The 16802-nt window shown below is 69.5% G+C and carries 19 protein-coding genes; 6 read left to right on the top strand and 13 right to left on the bottom strand.

All coding sequences use genetic code 11. From position 1 onward, the window contains the following. Positions 1 to 55 precede the first annotated feature (55 nt). Complete coding sequence (locus QWY76_RS08675; RefSeq protein WP_290310735.1) at positions 56 to 970, bottom strand: AEC family transporter; 915 nt, start codon at positions 968 to 970, stop codon at positions 56 to 58. A 110-nt stretch (positions 971 to 1080) separates the two neighbouring features. Between QWY76_RS08675 and QWY76_RS08680 the strand changes: the two genes are divergently transcribed. Both QWY76_RS08680 and QWY76_RS08685 read left to right on the top strand, forming a co-directional pair. After that, a complete protein-coding gene (locus QWY76_RS08680) occupies positions 1081 to 1590 on the top strand; it encodes a hypothetical protein (RefSeq protein ID WP_290310736.1) in 510 nt (169 codons plus the stop codon). Further along, on the top strand, positions 1587 to 2183 hold the full coding sequence (locus QWY76_RS08685; protein WP_290310737.1) for an SCO family protein: 597 nt from the start codon (positions 1587 to 1589) through the stop codon (positions 2181 to 2183). Before QWY76_RS08680 ends, QWY76_RS08685 begins: the two co-directional genes overlap by 4 nt. 16 nt (positions 2184 to 2199) lie before the next feature. On the opposite strand, the gene QWY76_RS08690 is transcribed toward QWY76_RS08685, so the two are convergent. The 7 genes from QWY76_RS08690 to QWY76_RS08720 all read right to left on the bottom strand — a co-directional run bounded on the left by QWY76_RS08690 (position 2200) and on the right by QWY76_RS08720 (position 8565). Then, complete coding sequence (locus QWY76_RS08690; RefSeq protein ID WP_290310738.1) at positions 2200 to 3243, bottom strand: alpha/beta hydrolase family protein; 1044 nt, start codon at positions 3241 to 3243, stop codon at positions 2200 to 2202. 10 nt (positions 3244 to 3253) lie between these two features. Further along, the gene (gene bamJ, locus QWY76_RS08695; protein WP_290310739.1) at positions 3254 to 3970 is read right to left on the bottom strand and encodes a BamJ family beta-barrel-assembly machinery protein; all 717 of its coding nucleotides are present in this window, start codon (positions 3968 to 3970) and stop codon (positions 3254 to 3256) included. 137 nt (positions 3971 to 4107) lie between these two features. Then, a complete protein-coding gene (locus tag QWY76_RS08700; protein ID WP_290310740.1) occupies positions 4108 to 4551 on the bottom strand; it encodes a universal stress protein in 444 nt (147 codons plus the stop codon). Between the two features lie 295 nt (positions 4552 to 4846). Beyond that, the gene (locus QWY76_RS08705) at positions 4847 to 6130 is read right to left on the bottom strand and encodes a TRAP transporter large permease (protein WP_290310741.1); all 1284 of its coding nucleotides are present in this window, start codon (positions 6128 to 6130) and stop codon (positions 4847 to 4849) included. A 28-nt stretch (positions 6131 to 6158) separates the two neighbouring features. After that, complete coding sequence (locus QWY76_RS08710) at positions 6159 to 6737, bottom strand: TRAP transporter small permease (protein ID WP_290310742.1); 579 nt, start codon at positions 6735 to 6737, stop codon at positions 6159 to 6161. A 185-nt stretch (positions 6738 to 6922) separates the two neighbouring features. Further along, positions 6923 to 7948 (bottom strand): TRAP transporter substrate-binding protein, encoded by a 1026-nt coding sequence (locus QWY76_RS08715; RefSeq protein ID WP_290310743.1) that lies wholly within the window; start codon positions 7946 to 7948, stop codon positions 6923 to 6925. A gap of 89 nt (positions 7949 to 8037) precedes the next feature. After that, entirely contained in the window at positions 8038 to 8565 is a 528-nt protein-coding gene (locus QWY76_RS08720) for a TIGR02444 family protein (protein WP_290310744.1), read from the bottom strand. Positions 8566 to 8620: 55 nt separating this feature from the next. Here QWY76_RS08720 and QWY76_RS08725 point away from each other — a divergent pair, with 55 nt between their 5' ends. After that, complete coding sequence (locus QWY76_RS08725) at positions 8621 to 10564, top strand: ABC-F family ATP-binding cassette domain-containing protein (protein WP_290310745.1); 1944 nt, start codon at positions 8621 to 8623, stop codon at positions 10562 to 10564. A gap of 15 nt (positions 10565 to 10579) precedes the next feature. On the opposite strand, the gene QWY76_RS08730 is transcribed toward QWY76_RS08725, so the two are convergent. The 5 genes from QWY76_RS08730 to thiD all read right to left on the bottom strand — a co-directional run bounded on the left by QWY76_RS08730 (position 10580) and on the right by thiD (position 14971). Further along, on the bottom strand, positions 10580 to 11986 hold the full coding sequence (locus QWY76_RS08730) for a uracil-xanthine permease family protein (protein ID WP_290310746.1): 1407 nt from the start codon (positions 11984 to 11986) through the stop codon (positions 10580 to 10582). A 101-nt stretch (positions 11987 to 12087) separates the two neighbouring features. After that, positions 12088 to 12528 (bottom strand): D-aminoacyl-tRNA deacylase, encoded by a 441-nt coding sequence (gene dtd / locus QWY76_RS08735; RefSeq protein WP_290310747.1) that lies wholly within the window; start codon positions 12526 to 12528, stop codon positions 12088 to 12090. Positions 12529 to 12577: 49 nt separating this feature from the next. Next, on the bottom strand, positions 12578 to 13150 hold the full coding sequence (locus tag QWY76_RS08740; protein ID WP_290310748.1) for a chalcone isomerase family protein: 573 nt from the start codon (positions 13148 to 13150) through the stop codon (positions 12578 to 12580). Between the two features lie 79 nt (positions 13151 to 13229). After that, on the bottom strand, positions 13230 to 14075 hold the full coding sequence (locus tag QWY76_RS08745; RefSeq protein WP_290310749.1) for a universal stress protein: 846 nt from the start codon (positions 14073 to 14075) through the stop codon (positions 13230 to 13232). Positions 14076 to 14149: 74 nt separating this feature from the next. Beyond that, positions 14150 to 14971, bottom strand: a complete 822-nt coding sequence (gene thiD, locus QWY76_RS08750) for a bifunctional hydroxymethylpyrimidine kinase/phosphomethylpyrimidine kinase (protein ID WP_290310750.1) — start codon at positions 14969 to 14971, stop codon at positions 14150 to 14152. Between the two features lie 63 nt (positions 14972 to 15034). Between thiD and QWY76_RS08755 the strand changes: the two genes are divergently transcribed. The 3 genes from QWY76_RS08755 (at position 15035) to QWY76_RS08765 (ending at position 16775) form a co-directional block, all read left to right on the top strand. Beyond that, positions 15035 to 15469 (top strand): YqaA family protein, encoded by a 435-nt coding sequence (locus tag QWY76_RS08755; protein WP_290310751.1) that lies wholly within the window; start codon positions 15035 to 15037, stop codon positions 15467 to 15469. A gap of 145 nt (positions 15470 to 15614) precedes the next feature. After that, positions 15615 to 16037: an NADH-quinone oxidoreductase subunit A gene (locus QWY76_RS08760; protein WP_290310752.1), complete on the top strand. Its 423-nt coding sequence runs from the start codon at positions 15615 to 15617 to the stop codon at positions 16035 to 16037. A 57-nt stretch (positions 16038 to 16094) separates the two neighbouring features. Continuing rightward, positions 16095 to 16775: an NADH-quinone oxidoreductase subunit B gene (locus tag QWY76_RS08765; RefSeq protein ID WP_353960398.1), complete on the top strand. Its 681-nt coding sequence runs from the start codon at positions 16095 to 16097 to the stop codon at positions 16773 to 16775. Positions 16776 to 16802 lie beyond the last annotated feature (27 nt).

Raw genomic sequence — 16802 nt, forward strand, 5'->3', positions numbered from 1 at the left:
GAGTAAATCGTTCTCATTCACTTCGTCAATGTGAACGAGAACTTTTTTTATTTGCCTAGCCGGCGAGGCGCAGCCACAGCGGCAGGGTGAGCATGGCGAGCAGGGTCTGGCCGGTGATCAGGGCGGCCATGAGCTCGGCGTCGCCGCCCAGTTGGCGAGCCAGGATATAGGCCGAGGTGGCGGTGGGCAGGGCGGCGAACAGCAGGGCCACGTCGCGGCTCACGGGGTCGAGGTCGAACAGCAGCGCCAGGCCCAGCACCGCCGCGGGCATCAGCACCAGCTTGACCAGATTGGCGGCCCAGACGCCGCGGTCGCGGCGCAGCAGGGCCCGGGGACGCAGGGCGACGCCGACCGCCACCAGGCCAAGGGGCAGCGCCGCCCGGCCGAGCAGGGCCACCGTGTCCTGGCTCCAGCCGGGCAGGCCGAGGCCGGAGAGATTCAGGCCGATGCCGGCCAGGCAGGCCAGGATCAGCGGGTTGCGAGCCAGGGCGCCGAGGCTGGCGCCGAGCCCGGCGGCTCCCAGGGTGCCGGCGGCGATGAAGGTCACGACGCACAGCACGTTGATCACCGGCACCATCAGCGCCACGGCCACCGCGGCCACCGTGGCGCCGGCCTGGCCATGCAGGGCCGCGGCCCCGGCCACGCCCACATAGGTATTGAACCGCAGCCCGCCCTGGAAGACCGAGGTGAAGGCTGGTGCGGCCAGTCCCAGGCGGTGGCGCAGGCACCACAGCGACAGGCCGAGCACGCCGATGGCCCCGAGCAGCACCAGGGCGAGGCGGCCCACCGGGACCCGCTGGATGTCGGCCTCGGCCAGGGTGGCGACCAGCATGGCCGGAAACAGCAGGAAGTAGATCAGCCGCTCCATGCGCGGCCAGAAGTCGCCGCCGGGCTGCTGGAGCCGCGCCAGGGCGGCCCCCAGCAGGATCAACAGGAACAAGGGTCCCAGGGCCTGTGCCACGCCGTCCATGACGCCTCCTCGTCGACTCGGCCCTGCGACATCCGTGCACACGGCGGTCCGGGCGAATGCTGATAAGATCCAGTCTATCCTGCCACCGATGGAGGCGTCGCTTCACCGCCATGTCCCCTGCCGCCCCCGCCGAGCGGGCCGCCCTGCGCTCACCGCTGCTGCGCCTGCTGATCGTCACGACCCTGCTGACCCTGGGCGTGGCGCTGTGGTACCTGGTGCGGCATTCCCTGGACGGTGACGATGTCCGCTGGATAGCGCCGTCGACGCCCTGCGATCTCCAGGCCGGGCCCTGCCGGGCCGGTCTCGGCGATGGCATCACGCTGACCCTCGACCTCGCCGGGAAGGGGCCCATCCGGGCCCTGACGGTGCTGCCCCTCGAGGTGCAGCTGGCGGGCGCGTCGGCCGACGCCTCGGTGGTGACCTTCGTCGGTCGCGACATGGACATGGGGCTTCACCGCTTTCCCCTTGCGCCGGCCGGCGGCGGGAGGTTCCGCGGCGAGGGCCAGGTGGCGCTGTGTACCGAGGCGGTGATGCCCTGGCGGGCCCGGGTGGTGGTGGACACACCCCGGGGGCGCCTGGGAAGCTGGTTCGACTTCGAGGTCACGAGGCAAGCACCATGACACGACGCTGGCGAAACGTGATGGGGGTGGGGGTCGCCGTGCTGCTGGCGGTCGGTGGCCTGTGGGCCTACCAGCAGCAGGTCGGCCGCGACGCGGGCCTGCCCGCCGGCGGGCCCATCGAGCTGCCCTCCACAGCGGGCCACTTCTCGCTGACCCAGCTGGAGGACGACCAGCTGGCGGTGGTGTTCTTCGGCTATACCTGGTGTCCCGACGTCTGTCCCATGAGCCTGGCCGTGGTGCGCCAGGCGCGCCAGCGGATGTCCCCCGAGCGCCGCGAGCGGGTGGTGCCGCTGATGGTCTCCGTGGACCCCGAGCGCGACACCCTGGCGCGGCTGGAGGAATACCTGGCCTACTTCGGCGAGGACTTCATCGGCGCCACCGGCAGCCAGGCCCGGCTCGAGGAGATCGCCGAGCGCTACGGGGTGGTGTGGCGCAGGGTCGAGACGCCGGAGTCGGCCATGGACTATACCGTCGACCACAGCGCCTCGCTGTACCTGGTGGACCGCGACGGCGAGATTCGCCGCCGGGTCCTGCATTCCCCGACTCCGGGGCCGCTCGAGGCGGCCCTCGAAGCGGAGCTCGGCGAGGGCTGAACCGGCCCGGCCGGCGTCAGTCGGCGTCGGCCTGCAAGCGGTCGACCATGCCCATCAGGGCCTCGACCTGACTGCCCCGGCGAGAGTCATGCAGCGGATCGAGCTGCCAGGCGCTCTCGGCGTAGCCCCACCAGTCCCAGCAGGCCTTGGGGTTGGCGAGGCTCGCCTCCACCTGGGGATAGAGGACCATCCGCCGGTCGGCGGCCGCCCAATCATTCAGACCGCTGTAACGGACGAAGCTCTCGTCGCCCTCCGCCGCGCTCATCTCGCAGCCGTGCAGGGCCACGGTCAGCGCGCAGCCGCCCGCCTCGCAGCCCGTCGGGATGAACAGGTAACCGCTATCGGCGAGTCCTCGGGCATCGAAGTCCGCCTGGTCGAAGCGCACCAGCCGGCCGCCGGCCTCGCCCGGCTCATCGGCCGAGGGCGCGCCGTGCAGCCAGCTCAGCGCCGCCTCGGCGATCGCCGGGTCGCAGGCCAGCAGGTGGCTGCCGCCGCCCTCGTCACAGTCCGCCAGGGCGTCCGTCGGGGCGTCGCTGTCGGCGCCGACCGGCCAGCCATGGGCCGCGCCCTCGGCTTGCCGGAAGCGCAGCTGGCGGTCCGGGGCCGCCAGCCAGTCCTCGAACTGCTCGACCAGGGCCCGGCCCAGGGACGGATCCACGGTCCGGTCGGCGTCGCCGTGCCAGACGAAGACGCGCAGGTCGGCCAGCGCCTCGGGGGCGCCGACCAGGTCGCGGGACAGGTAGGCGCGGTGGCGTGCCTGGATGGCAGCCAGGTCGGGGGGGCCGAGGCGGGTGAACATGCACTGGCCGAGGGCGCGGCCGAGTTCGCCCCGGGCGCAGGCCCAGGGGCCTGCCGCCACCACGGCGAGGCCGCTGAAGCGCGACGGCCAGGCCACGGCGAGCTGGCTGGCCATGTAGCCACCGGCGGAGACGCCGATCACGCTCGCCGCCGCGGTGCTGGCGGCCAGGGCAGGCAGCGCGGCCGGTGTTTCCTGGGCCTGAAGCGAGGCGGCCGGCCCCAGGCAGAGGCCGGCCGCCAGCAACGCGGTCTTGAGCTTCATGCGCGTCGCATCAGCCTGCGTCGTTGGTGTCTTGCGCCTCGTCGGCGGGGGTCACGTCGAGGAGCTCGACCTTGAACACCAGGGTCTCGTGGGGACCGATGGGTCCTTGCCCCTGAGCTCCGTAGGCCAGCTCGGCGGGGATCACGACCTCCCAGGTGTCGCCCACGCTCATCAGCTGCAGGGCTTCCTGCCAGCCCTCGATGACCTGGCCGACCCGGAAGCTGACCGGCTCGCCGCGCTCGTAGGAGCTGTCGAAGACGGTGCCGTCGATCAGCTGGCCCTCGTAGTGGACCTCGACGGTGTCGTCGGCGCCGGGCGTGGCGCCGTCGCCGGACTCGAGTTCACGATACTGCAGGCCGGAGTCGGTGACCGTCACCCCGTCCTGTTCGGCGTTCTCGTCGAGGTAGGCCTGGCCCTCGGCCTTGTTGGCCTCGGCCTTCTGCTCGGCCTCGGCGGCGCGGGCCTCCATGGCCTGCTGCTGGAACTGGCTGAGGGCGGCGGCCATCTCCTCGTCACTCATGGCCAGCTCGTTGCCCTCGAAGACATCGCGGATGGCCTGGGTGAAGGTATCGATGTCCAGGTCCTCGACATCCTGCTGGATGCTCTTGCCGAGGGTCACGCCGAGGCTGTAACCCAGTCGTTCCTCAACGGTCTCGGGGGCGGCCAGGGCCAGCGGGGCGGCGGTCAGCAGGGCCGTCAGGGAAGCGGTAGTCAGCAGTCTCTTCATGAAAAAACCTTGGGCTCCGGCGCCTTGGCGCCATGTGTGGGGAATCTCTGGGACTCTAACAGGGCCGGGCCGGTTCCGCATCCGTCGCAGGAAAGCGGCACCGGCCCGGCCTCGGGGGCAATGGCGGGGGCGAGGGCTCAGACGACCAGGGTGGGGCAGTGGGCGGATCCGGCGACCCGCTGGGCAACGCTGCCCAGTAGCAGGCCCTTGTCGCCGTTGGTGCCCTGGGCGCCGATCACGATCAGGTCGCACTCCCGCTTGCGGGCGAAGCGCACGATGGTCCGGGAGGGGCGGCCCCCCTTGACGAAGGCGCGGACCCTGTCGGCCGGCACGCCGAGTTCGGTGGCATGGTCCTTGGCCTGTATCGCGATCTCGGTGGCGTACTCCTTGAGCACGTCGTCGGGCAGCTCGAGCTTCTCGGGCCGCACCATGGAGAGCGAGGCCTCCAGCAGGCTGTGGTGCTTGAACACGCACAGCAGATAGAGCTCGGCGCCGGTGAGCCGCTGCAGGCCGACGGCCTTGTCCAGCGCCTTGATGGCACCCTTGGAGCCGTCGACCGGCACCATGATCCGATTGAACATCGTCGCCTCCTCCTCCTGCGCATGGTCTGAGAACTGCCTGCGCTCGTCCATCCGGCGTTAGAACCGGCGGGTACGCGAGGCCGGTCAACGCACTCATTCACACCGCGTATACTCGCAGCCGAGCCCGGTCCGCCGTCCGACTCGCGACGTCCGAGTCGCTCGCTCTGCGAGCAGCGGCCGTCCTTGCCGAGGTTGCCGCGTGACCCACCTGGATGTGGGACATGCGTTGGCCCGCCGCGGGCGGGCCTAGCCCTGGCCATCGTGCGCCGACGGTTCAGACGAGGCTGAGGGTCAACTACCGAAAGGCCAGGTCGCGCAGGAACAGGGCGATCGGCGGGAACATGATCAGCAGGGCCGCGGCCAGGATCAGCAGCAGGACGAACGGCGGCGTCCCCTTGATCACGTCCAGGTAGGGCCGCTTGAAGATGGCGATGGCGGTGAAGATGTCGCAGCCGAAGGGCGGTGTCGCCGAGCCGATGGCCACCTGCAGGGTGATCAGGATGCCGACCAGCACCGGATCCAGGCCGGTGGCTTCCACGGCGGGGGAGAAGATCGGGGTCAGCACCAGGATGACCACGATGGGGTCGACGAACATGCAGGCCACGAAGAAGGCGATACAGATCGCGATCAGTACCCCGGTGGGCCCCGCCTCGTTGATGCCCACGGCCTCGAGGATCGTCTGGGGGATCTGGGCGAAGGAGATGATCCACGAGAAGCCGTTGCCCACCGCCACCAGGATGAACACCACGGCGGTGATCAGGCCGGTGGACTTGGCGATGGCATAGATGTCACCCATCTTCAGGGAGCGGAAGACGACGAACTCCAGCAGGATGGCATAGAGCACGCAGGCCGCGGCCGCCTCGGTGGGGCTGAAGATGCCGCCATAGATGCCGCCGACGATGATCACCGGAAAACCCAGCGGCCAGAGTGCCATGCGCACCGCACTCAGGCGCTCGCGCCAGCTGGACTTGGGTTCGGTGGGCACGTCGCGGACCACTGCATAGATCACGCAGTAGACGGCGAACATCACCAGGATCAGCAGCCCCGGCCCGATGCCGGCGATGAACAGCTCGCCGATGGAAGTGCCGGAGATGACGCCGTAGATGATCATGCCGATGCTGGGCGGGATCAAAAAGGCGATGTCGCTGGAGTTGATGATCAGCGCCAGGGTGAAGGAATCCGAATAGCCGGCCTTGAGCATTTTCGGGCGCAGCGGAGAGCCCACCGCGACCACGGTGGCCTGGGTGGAGCCGGAGACCGCCCCGAACAGGGTGCAGGATGCCGCGGTGCTGACCGCCAGGCCGCCCTTCACGTGGCCGATGAAGGACATCACCATGTTGATCAGCCGTTCCGCGGACTGGCCCCGCGTCATGATGTCGGCGGCGAGGATGAACATCGGCACCGCGATCAGCGAGGCCGGTCGAATGCCGGCCATCATCTGCTGGATCAGGGTGTCCATCTGCCCCAGGCCGTTGAACATCATGTAGAAGCCGATGACCGCCGCGCTGATCAGCGGGATCATCATCGGAAAGCCCAGCAGCAGCAGGGCGATCATGGTCACAACCATTACTGTCGTCATCTTGCGTTCCCCCGGGTGGTGCCCTGCATCAGACTTCCGTTTCCGTATCCTTGTAGCCGTCGAGCACCGTGGTCGACAGGTAGACATCGCGAGATGTCATGTTCTTGATGGCCGTGAGCAGGTACTGGATGCCGGTGATCAGAAAGCCGAGCGGCACCCAGACGTAGATGATGAAGATGGGGAAACCCAGGGCCGGCAGGATGCGCCCCTTGTCGTAGAGGCCGAGAATATAGATGACGGAGTAATAGAGCAGGAAGAACATCACCAGGGAGGTGAACAGCGAGATCATGATCATCAGCGCTCGCCGGCCGCCCACGGGGAGGGCATCGTAGATGGCCGACATGCGGATATGCCGGCCGTGGCGTGCGGCATAGCCGATCCCGGCGAAGGTGATCATGATGATCAGGATGCGGTTGATCTCGCCGGAGAAGAAGATGCTCTCGCCCAGCACGAAGCGGCCGATGACGTTGGCGACGGTATTGGCGGCCATCAGCAGCACGCCGACGGCGAGAATGACCGCCTCGACCTTGCTGATGAAGGTATCGATGGTGCCGAGGAACCCCGGCAGTCCGGAGTGGTAGTGCTTCTCGGAATCTTCGTCGGTCATGGCCGTACTCCCTTGCAGCGGACATGGCGGAAAAACGGCATCCCTGTCGAGCAGCGTAATGGCTCGCGCCGTGTCGGGGCGCCCGCGGGGTCAACGTTGCGTGAACGTTGATGGACGGGGCCGGAAACAAAGCGGGGGCAGCATGGCTGCCCCCTCCCGTGGGTGCTGGCGGCGGCGGACCGGGATCAGCCCTGATCCTGCTCCTCCACGGCCTCGAGGTCGGCCTTGAACTGCTCGAGCAGTGCCTTGCCGTCCTCGCCGGTCATCTCCAGGAACTTGTCCTCGACCTGGGGCGCACGCTCCTTGAAGGCCTGGATCTGCTCGTCGGTGAGGCGCGTCACCGTGACCTCGTCGGAGGCCTCCTGGATCTTGGCCAGCGACTCCTCGGCCAGGCCCTGGATGTGCTCGATGGTGTGGTCATAGGCCGCGTCGGAGGCATCCTGCACCAGCTGCTGGTCTTCCTCGGGGAGATCTTCGTAGAAGTCCAGGTTGGCCATCATGGCGGTGGTGAACCAGCCATGAGCGGTGAAGGTCAGGTGCGGGGAGACCTCGTAGAGGCCGCCGGACTCGATCCAGAAGATCGGGTTCTCCTGGCCGTCGATGATGCCGGTCTGCAGGCCGCCATAGACCTCACCCCAGGGCAGCGGCGTGGCGGTGGCACCGAAGGCGTTGTAGGTCTCGGCAAGCAGCGGGTTGGTCATCACGCGAATCTTCTTGTTGTTGAAGTCCGCGGGCTCGGTGATCGGCTCGTCGGCGGTGACCACCATCTCGCCTTCCGGATACATCTGCAGCAGCTTCAGGCCATGCTCGGCGTAGAGCTCGGGGAACATCTCGTTGATGGCCTTGCTCTCGTCGAAGAACTGCAGCACCGTGTCCATGTCGGTGGGCATCAGGTAGGGAATGAAGAAGATCTGCGCTGCCGGGATGAGGGCACCGGTGAAGCCGGGTGACTGGTTGACGAACTGCAGGATGCCGTTCTGGGTCTGCTCCATGAGATCGTCGGACTCGCCGAGCTCACCGAAGCGGTAGACCTGCACGCTGTGGTCGGAGTTTTCCTCCACATAGCGCTTGAACTCCTGGGCGAAAACGTCCTGTACATCGCCCTCGTACTCCTCATGGGCATAGCGCCAGTTGTCCGCGTAGGCGGCGGTGGAGATGCCCAGTACCACCGCGCCGATGCCGGCGGTGGTCAACAGCTTGTGTGACGTCATCATATAGCTTCCTCTGCCGATATGGCCGGGGAATCAGGATGATATCGCCCGGCGCAAACGATGGTTTTGTTGTCGCAGATGAACTCAGGCTAGCCGGGGGGGCAGGAGGGGTCAAGCTGGCTTTCTAACGTTCTCAAGGCAAAAAGATGCGATTTTTTCTGTAGTTGCGGAAGAAAAGGCAGCACGGTTTCCAGTCCCGGCGGGGGGCGCGACAGCGGGCGCAGGGCGTGCCCGGCGAGGCTGTGTTGCGCGAGGCGCGACAGCGCCTCGCGCTCGGCCTCGAGTTCGCTGGCCTTGAGGCGCTCGCGCAGCGCGGCGACGTCTGCCCGGTGGCGCGCCTCCTCCTTCAGCGCCCGACGCCGCCGGCGCAGCGGTGCCGTGACCTCGGCCTGCCAGCGGCGGACCGCCTCGGGGGCCTCGCCGCTCGCCAGGCCGTGGTGATACAGCCAGCAGCGCCAGAGCAGCTCGACCACGTCGACACCGGCGTCATCCTGGAGGTGCAGGCAGGCGGCCTCGACCCCGGGGCGGCCATAGAGGGCCAGGGCGAAGTCCCACAGCGGGGCGGCGGCCAGGCGGGACCGCAGAGTCGACGGCAATTCGGTAGAATCGTCGCTCATGACACGGTTGTCGTCGCGATGGCGGCAGCCTCACGAATCAGCGAGTGGAGCCTGCATGATCGCACTGCGCCAAGTTTCCCTGCAACGCGGCACCCAAGCGCTGCTCGAGGACGCCGACCTGACCCTGCATGCCGGTCACAAGGCGGGCATCGTGGGACCCAACGGCGCCGGCAAGTCGAGCCTGTTCGGCCTGCTGCTCGGCGCGTTTGCCGCGGACCGCGGCGAGCTGGAGATGAGCGGCGGCCAGCGCATCGCCCATATGGCCCAGGAGGTGGAGGCGCTGGAGCGCAGTATCCTCGACTACGTGCTCGACGGCGACCGGGCCCTGCGCGACACCCAGGCGGCCCTGGACGCCGCGCGGGCCCGCGGCGACGATCATCGCGAGGCGGAACTGCACGGTGCCATCGAGGCGCTGGACGGCTACAGCGCCCCGGCCCGGGCGGCCCAGCTGCTGGTCGGGCTGGGCTTCGGCCAGGCCGACCTGGATCGCCCGCTGGCGGACTTCTCCGGTGGCTGGCGGATGCGCGTCAACCTGGCGCGCACCCTCTTCATGCCGTCCGACGTGCTGCTGCTGGACGAGCCCACCAACCACCTGGACCTCGACGCCCTGCTGTGGCTGGAGCAGTGGTTGACCCGCTATCCCGGGACCCTGCTGCTGATCTCCCACGACCGCGACTTCCTCGACGCCGTCTGCGACCACATCGTGCACTTCGAGCGTCGCCGCCTAGTGCTCTACCGGGGCAACTATTCGACCTTCGAGCGCACCCGCGCCGAGAAGCTGGCCCTGCAGCAGGCCGAGGCCGCCAAGCAGCAGGCCCGCAAGGAGGAGATCGAGCGCTTCGTGGCGCGCTTCCGCTACAAGGCCACCAAGGCCCGCCAGGCCCAGAGCCGGCTGAAGATGCTCGAGCGCATGGGCGACATCGCCGTGGCCCACGCCGACTCGCCCTTCCACTTCAGCATCCCCGCCGCCGACCGGACCTCCCATCCCCTGCTGGTGCTGGACGAGGCCGCGCTGGGCTATGCCGGCGAGGGCGGCGACACCGTGCAGCTCGAGCAGGTCAGGCTGGCCCTCCAGCCGGGCCAGCGCATCGGCCTGCTGGGGCCCAACGGCGCCGGCAAGTCGACCCTGATCAAGTCGCTGACCGGCGAGCTGCCGCTGCTGGCCGGGCGCCGGGTCCCCGGCGAGCACCTGGCCATCGGCTATTTCGCCCAGCACCAGCTGGAGGGCCTGGATCTCTCGGCCACCCCCTTCATGCACGTCCAGCGGCTCTCCCCGCGGGCCGCCGACCTGGACATCCGCAACTTCCTGGGCGGCTTCGGCTTCCACGGCGACGACGTCTTCGCCGACGTGGCGCGCTTCTCCGGCGGCGAGAAGGCCCGGCTGGCGCTGGCCCTGGTGGCCTGGCAGAAGCCCAACCTGCTGCTGCTGGACGAGCCCACCAACCACCTGGACCTGGAGATGCGCGAGGCGCTCACCGAGGCGCTGGCGAGCTTCGAGGGCACGGTGATCGTGGTCTCCCACGACCGGCACCTGCTGCGGGCCACGGTGGACGAGTTCTGGCGGGTGGCCGACCACCGCGTCACGCCCTTCGACGGCGACCTGGACGACTACCGGGCCTGGCTCAAGACGCGCCTCGAGGGCGAGCGCCGCGAGGCGCGGGCGGAGAAGGCCGAGCGCCAGGATGCCGGCGAGGCGCCGCGGGAGGATCGCAAGGCGGCGCGCCGGGCGGCCGCCGAGCTGCGCGAGAAGCTCCGGCCGCTCAAGCGCGACCGCGATCGCGCCGAGCGCGAGATGGAGAGGGTGCAGCAGGCCCTGGCCGGGGTCGAGGCGAGCCTTGGCGAGGCCGAACTCTACACCGACGAGGCGCGCAAGGACGAACTCACCGCGCGCCTCGCCGAGCAGGGCGAGCTGGCCGCGCGGCTCGAGGCCCTCGAGCAGGAGTGGCTGGCCGCGGAGGAGGCCCTGGAGCGGCTCGCCGCGGAGCTCCAGGCGCCCTGACCGGGGCCGGGCGAGTCAGGGGGAGGCGCGGCGCGCCTCGCCCGGCGTGCCGCCCGTCGCGTCGGGCGATGCCTGCATCTGCGCGGCGATGGCCTCGCGCTCGCGGCGCTCGTCGGCGAGGCTCTTGCGGGGCAGCATCAGGTTCAGGGTGATCGCGACCAGCGCCGCCACCACGATCGGCGAGCCGCCGATGACCAGCCGCACCATCTCCGGGAAGCCGGCGATCGCCTCCGGCGCGGCATAGATGCCCAGGCTCAGCGCCAGGGCCAGGCTGGCGATGGTGATGTTGCGCGACGACAGCTCGTCCCGGGTCAGCAGCTGGATGCCGGTCATGGTGATCATGCCGAACACCGTGATGGTGGCCCCGCCCAGCACCGGGTAGGGAATGGTGGTCATCACCGCGCCGAACTTGGGCACCAGTCCCGCCAGCAGCATGAAGCCCGCCGCCAGGGCCAGCACGGTGCGGCTGATCACCTTGGTCATCGCCACGATGCCGACGTTCTGGCTGTAGGAGGCGGTGGGCAGGGCGCCGAACAGCGAGCCCACGGTGGTGCACAGGCCATTGCCCAGCAGGCCGCCGGAGAGCTCCTGGCGGCCCAGCTCGCGGTCCATGCCGCCCACCGTGGTGGCCGAGAGGTCGCCGATGGTCTGCACCGAGTTGATCACGCAGATGATCACCAGCGAGACGATCGCCGCGGGATGGAAGGTCAGCTCGAAGGGCAGCAGCCGCGGGGCGCTGAACCAGGCGGCCTCGCGGACCGGCGAGAAGTCCACCATGCCCAGCGCCAGGGCCAGGCCGTAGCCCACCAGGATGCCGCAGATGATCGCCGAGAGCTTGAGGAAGCCACGGGCGAACTGCGAGATGACCAGCACCACGCCGAGGGTCACCCCCGCCACCAGCCAGTGCCGCGGTTCCCCGTAGCCGGCCTGGCCGATGCCGCCGGCCATGTAGTTGATGGCGATGTCGTAGAGCGACAGGCCGATCACCAGCACCACGGTCCCGGCCACCACCGGCGGGAAGAAGTGGCGGATGTGCTGGATGCCCATGCCGACCAGGATCATCGCCACTCCGCCGATCACCTGGGCGCCGAGGATCCCCTCGAGGCCGTACTGGGCGCCCACGGCGGTGAGCGTCGGCACATAGGCGAAGCCCACGCCGAAGATGGTCGGCAGGCGGGCCCCGAAGCGGCGGATGCCGTAGAGCTGGAGCAGCGTGGAGACCCCGGAGGCGAGCAGCGAGATCTGGATCAGTCCCATGGTGTCGCCGAGCGAGGCGCCCACGGCACCGGCGACGATGATGGGCACGGTCACGGTGCCCATGATCATCGCCAGGATGTGCTGCAGCGACAGGGGCAGGGCACGGGCCAGCGGGGGCCGTCCCTGGAACTCGAAGACGGATGTGCTGTTGCGGGGGCTAGACATGGAGACAATCACCACTTGTTTTTGTACACAATCTATCCTGTGTACTTTTTCCACCCCATGCAACCCATTTCCATTTTATATGCCTACGACCAAGGTCGGGGTCAGTGGCTCTCCAGCAGGAAGGTCACCGGGCCGTCGTTGACCAGCGCCACCTGCATGTCGGCACCGAACTCGCCGGTGGCCACCCTCGGCCAGGCGGCCCGTGCCCTCGCCACCAGCAACGCGAACAGTCGCTCCCCCTCGGCGGGCGGGGCGGCGCTGGAGAAGCTGGGGCGCAGCCCCTTGCGGGTATCGGCGGCCAGGGTGAACTGGGAGACCAGCAGCAGGCCGCCATCGACCTGCTGCAGGTTGCGGTTCATCTTGCCGTCCGCGTCGCCGAACACCCGGTAGTGCAGCAGCTTGTGCAGCAGGCGCTCGACCTGGGGCTCGTCGTCGCCTTTCTCGACGCCGATCAGGGCCAGCAGGCCGTGGTCGATGGCGCCGGCCTCGCGACCGTCCACGGTCACGCTGGCATGGCGCACGCGCTGGATCAGGGCTTTCATGCTGGGCTCCCTTTCTGTCTGAAGCCCGGGAGCCTAGCATGGCCCGGGTTCAGCGCCCCAGCAGGGCGTCGCGGAAGTCCTCGCCCAGGGGCGCCTCGCCGAGCCAGATGCCGAACAAGGCCTCGGCGAGCGCCGGCTCCGCCCGGGCATAGAGGGGCTCGCCGTTCAGGGCCAGGGTCAGCGTCTCGCCGGTCCAGCTCAGGGCATAGCGATCCCCGGGGGTCACGTCGCGGTAGTGGCGGTTGAAGGTCGCCAGCGCCGGGCGCAGTTCGCGGAAGGCCGCCTCGCCCAGCTGGTCGCGGAGGGTGTCGCGGGTGACCTCGGCGAAGTCGGCGGCCTCGATGGCATGGAAGTAGGCGAGCTCCAGTCGCCTCGGTACCGGCGACTGGGGGGCGGGCCGGGGATAGCCCTCGGCCTGGTAGTAGGCGCCGGCATAGGCGTCCCAGATCATGTAGCGGAACAGACCGTGGCCGATCAGCCGGTAGCTCTGGCCCTGGGCCTCCAGGGTGCGGTCGAAGCGCACGCCCTTGACCTCCACGGCATTGGCCAGGGCGTAAAGGGGGGCCGCGGCGAGGATCAGCACGGCCAGCAGGCGGGGCAGCGCGGCGCGGTCGGTGGGCATGGGACACCTCCACAGCGGGGATGGTATCCTCTAAAGACATTGCCTTTGTGTAGAAGTTCTGTATAGCTTTCGGCCGTCGCTACCAGGCGCGGCAGAGCATGATGTCGCAGTGGGGTTCGGCCAGCAGCCGCTCGGTGATCTGGCTGTGGCGGCCGAGCTGGCCGCGACTGCCCAGGGCCAGCAGGTCGGGTGGCTGGCGGCGCAGGTGGGTCATCAGCACGTCGAGGGGATCGCCCTGTTCCAGCACCAGCTCCAGGTCGGGGACATCATCGAGCTCGCTCATCAGCTGCTCGGTTTCCTGCTCGAGGTGGCGGCGCAGCTGCTCCACCTCGTGATCCCGCCAGCGGGCGTAGTCGGTATCGGAGCCCAGTTCGCGCTCGCCGGGGATGTTCCAGGCATGCAGCAGGGTCAGGCGGCCGTCGGGGAAGCGCTTGAGGGTCTCGCGCAGGGTATGTCGGGAGGTCAGCGAGAAGTCCACCGGCACCAGGATATCCTGCCATTCCTGGGTGGGCGGGTGGCTGACCGAGAGCACCGGGCAGGGGGCGCTGCGCAGCACCCGGGCCAGGGTGGTGCCGGTGACCAGGTCGGGCTGGCCGCGCTTGCGATGGGCGCCGAGGATGATCATGTCGGCCGCGCGCTCATGGGCCTCGCGGATGATCTCGGCATAGGGCTCGCCGGCCACCGTCTGGATCAGGCTGGCCGGCTCGTCCAGGGCGTAGTCCTCGCGGATGTCGGTCAGGGTGGCGGCGATGTCTGCCACCACCGCCTCCTCGAGGTCGTGCAGCACCCGCCGCGGCAGGTAGGGGTCGAGCACGTGGACGATGTCGAGGCGGGCGCCGGTCTGGTTGGCCAGGCGGATGGCCCGGGCGAAGGCGGCGCGGTTCTCGGCGGAGAGATCGCAGGCAAACAGCAGGGTGCGGGACATGGCACAACCCTCAGGACGCCGGAGAGCACCGTCTCAGCATGGGCGGCCCCGGCGCGGCGCGCAAGCCGGACGCGCTACCACCAGGCGTGGAAGTGATGCACGGGGCCCCGGCCATGGCCCACGGCCAGGCGCCGGCTGGCCTCGAGGGCGGCATGCAGCCAGCGCTTGGCCTCGCCGATGGCCTCGGCGATGGCCTCGCCCGAGGCCTCCGGTGGCAGGTGGGCGAGGCGGGCGGCGATGGCCGAGGACAGCGCGCAGCCGGTACCGTGCAGGTTGTCGGTGGCGATGCGGGGCGCCTCCAGCCAGGCGCTGCCCGCGGGCGTGGCCAGCAGGTCCGGGCAGCTCTCGCCGCTCAGGTGGCCGCCCTTGAGCAACACGTAGGGCGCCTTCAGGGCCTGCAGGGCGGGCAGCATGGCCTCCATGGCGTCCGGGCTGCGCGGGGCCTCGGTGTCGAGCAGCACCGCGGCCTCGGGCAGGTTGGGGGTGATGACGTCGGCCAGCGGCACCAGCACATCGCGCACCGCGGCGATGCCGGCGGCATCCACCAGGATGTCGCCGCTCTTGGCCACCATCACCGGGTCGAGCACGATCCAGCGTGGCCGATGGCGGCGCAGCGCCGCCGCGATCGTCTCGGCCACCTCGCGGTCGGCGACCATGCCGATCTTCACCGCATCGATGCGCACGTCCTCGAGCAGGTTGTCGAGCTGCTCGGCGATCAGCGGTGCCGGGACCGGGTGCACCGCGGCCACGCCCCGGGTGTTCTGGGCGATCACCGCGGTGATGACGTTGGTCGCATAGGTGCCCAGCGCCGAGAGGGTCTTGAGATCGCCTTGCAGGCCGGCGCCGCCGGAGGGATCGGAGCCGGCGATGGTCAGGGTATGGGGAATGGAGGACATCGTCTTGTCAGCTTGTCGTCGTGAATCGACGCTCAGCATACTGCAGCGAGCCGGGACTCGGCCATGCTGAGCCTGTTCCTGGTGGCGCTGGCCAGCGCCACCCTGCTGCCCGGCGGCTCGGAGGTCTGGTTGGCCCGGCAGTGGTGCCAGGACCCGAGCTGGCTGGCGCTGTGGGCGGTGGCCACCGCCGGCAACGGCCTGGGCAGCCTGATCAACGTCGCCCTGGGGCGCTATGCGCGCCACTTCCAGGGGCGACGCTGGTTCCCCGTCTCGCCGCGGGGGCTGGCGCGCGGCGAGCGCTGGTACCGTCGCTACGGCGAGTGGAGCCTGCTGCTGGCCTGGGCCCCGGTGCTCGGCGATCCGCTCACCGTGCTGGCCGGGATCTTCCGCCTGCCCTGGTGGCGCGCGGCGGCGCTGATCGTCGTCGCCAAGGGCGGCCGCTACGGCCTCGTGCTGTGGCTCGCCGAGGCCTGGCTGGCGCCGCTGTGCCGAGCATGAGGCGCGTTCCGGCCTCGCACAAAACCCCGAGCATCTTCTAGGCTTGTCGATACGGCGCGGCCACGCCGGGCGACGGCAGGCCGCGATGAGCGATCGGGGCCGGCGCTGAGTGGCCGGCCAGGGATCCGGCGGCGAGGGGCCTGTCATGGAGCAAGACGCCACAGCACTGGTTGCCGAGCACTGGGCCATCGGGCTCTTCGTGCTCGCCGTGGCGACCCTCTGTGCCCTGATGATGGGTCTCTCCAGCCTGCTCGGCGGCCGCAGCCGCGGCCCCAGCAAGACGCTCCCCTTCGAGTCCGGCGTGACCGGCGTCGGCAGCGCCCGTCACCGCTTCTCCGTCAAGTTCTACCTGGTCGCGATGCTGTTCGTGATCTTCGATATCGAGGCCGTCTTCCTGTTCGCCTGGGCCGTATCGGTGCGCGAGGTGGGCTGGGCCGGCTTCTGGGCCGCGGCGCTGTTCATCGTTGTGCTGCTGGCCGGACTGCTCTACGACAGCCGGGTGGGAGTGCTGGACTGGGCGCCGAAGGGACGGGGCCGCTCCGCCCCGGCGCGCCGGCCCGACGCCTGATCCGTTCCATGATGTCGCCATGACCCGGCCAGGCGGCCGGGCCGAGGGAGGTGCCCGATGCAGTACACCTTGACGCGCGCCGAGGCGGACGAGCCGCCCGATGGCGCCCGCTACCCCTTGGGCGAGCGCCGCTCGACCGCGGATCCCCTGCGCGACCAGGTGCACCGCAGCGTCTTCACCGGCCGGCTCGAGGAGATCCTCCACTCGGCGGTCAACTGGGGGCGCAAGAACTCGCTGTGGCCCTACAACTTCGGCCTGTCCTGCTGCTACGTGGAGATGACCACGGCCTTCACCGCCCCCCACGACATCGCCCGCTTCGGCGCCGAGGTCATCCGCGCCTCGCCGCGGCAGGCCGACGTCATGGTCATCGCCGGGACCTGCTTCCTCAAGATGGCGCCGGTGATCCAGCAGCTCTACGACCAGATGCTCGAACCCAAGTGGGTGATCTCGATGGGCTCCTGCGCCAATTCCGGTGGCATGTACGACATCTACTCGGTGGTCCAGGGAGTCGACAAGTTCCTGCCGGTGGACGTCTATGTGCCGGGCTGCCCGCCGCGCCCCGAGGCCTTCCTGCAGGGCCTGATGCTGCTCCAGGAGGCGATTCAGCAGGAGCGGCGCCCGCTGTCCTGGGTGGTCGGCGACCAGGGCGTCTACCGGGCCGAGATGCCCTCCCAGCGCGAGCGCTGGCGGGAGCAGCGCATCCAGGCCACCGAGCTGCGCTCGCCGGACGGCATCTGAGCCGACGGCCAGCCCATCACCGAGACG

Origin of the sequence: Halomonas maura (assembly GCF_030409305.1) — a bacterium.
GTDB lineage: Bacteria > Pseudomonadota > Gammaproteobacteria > Pseudomonadales > Halomonadaceae > Halomonas > Halomonas maura.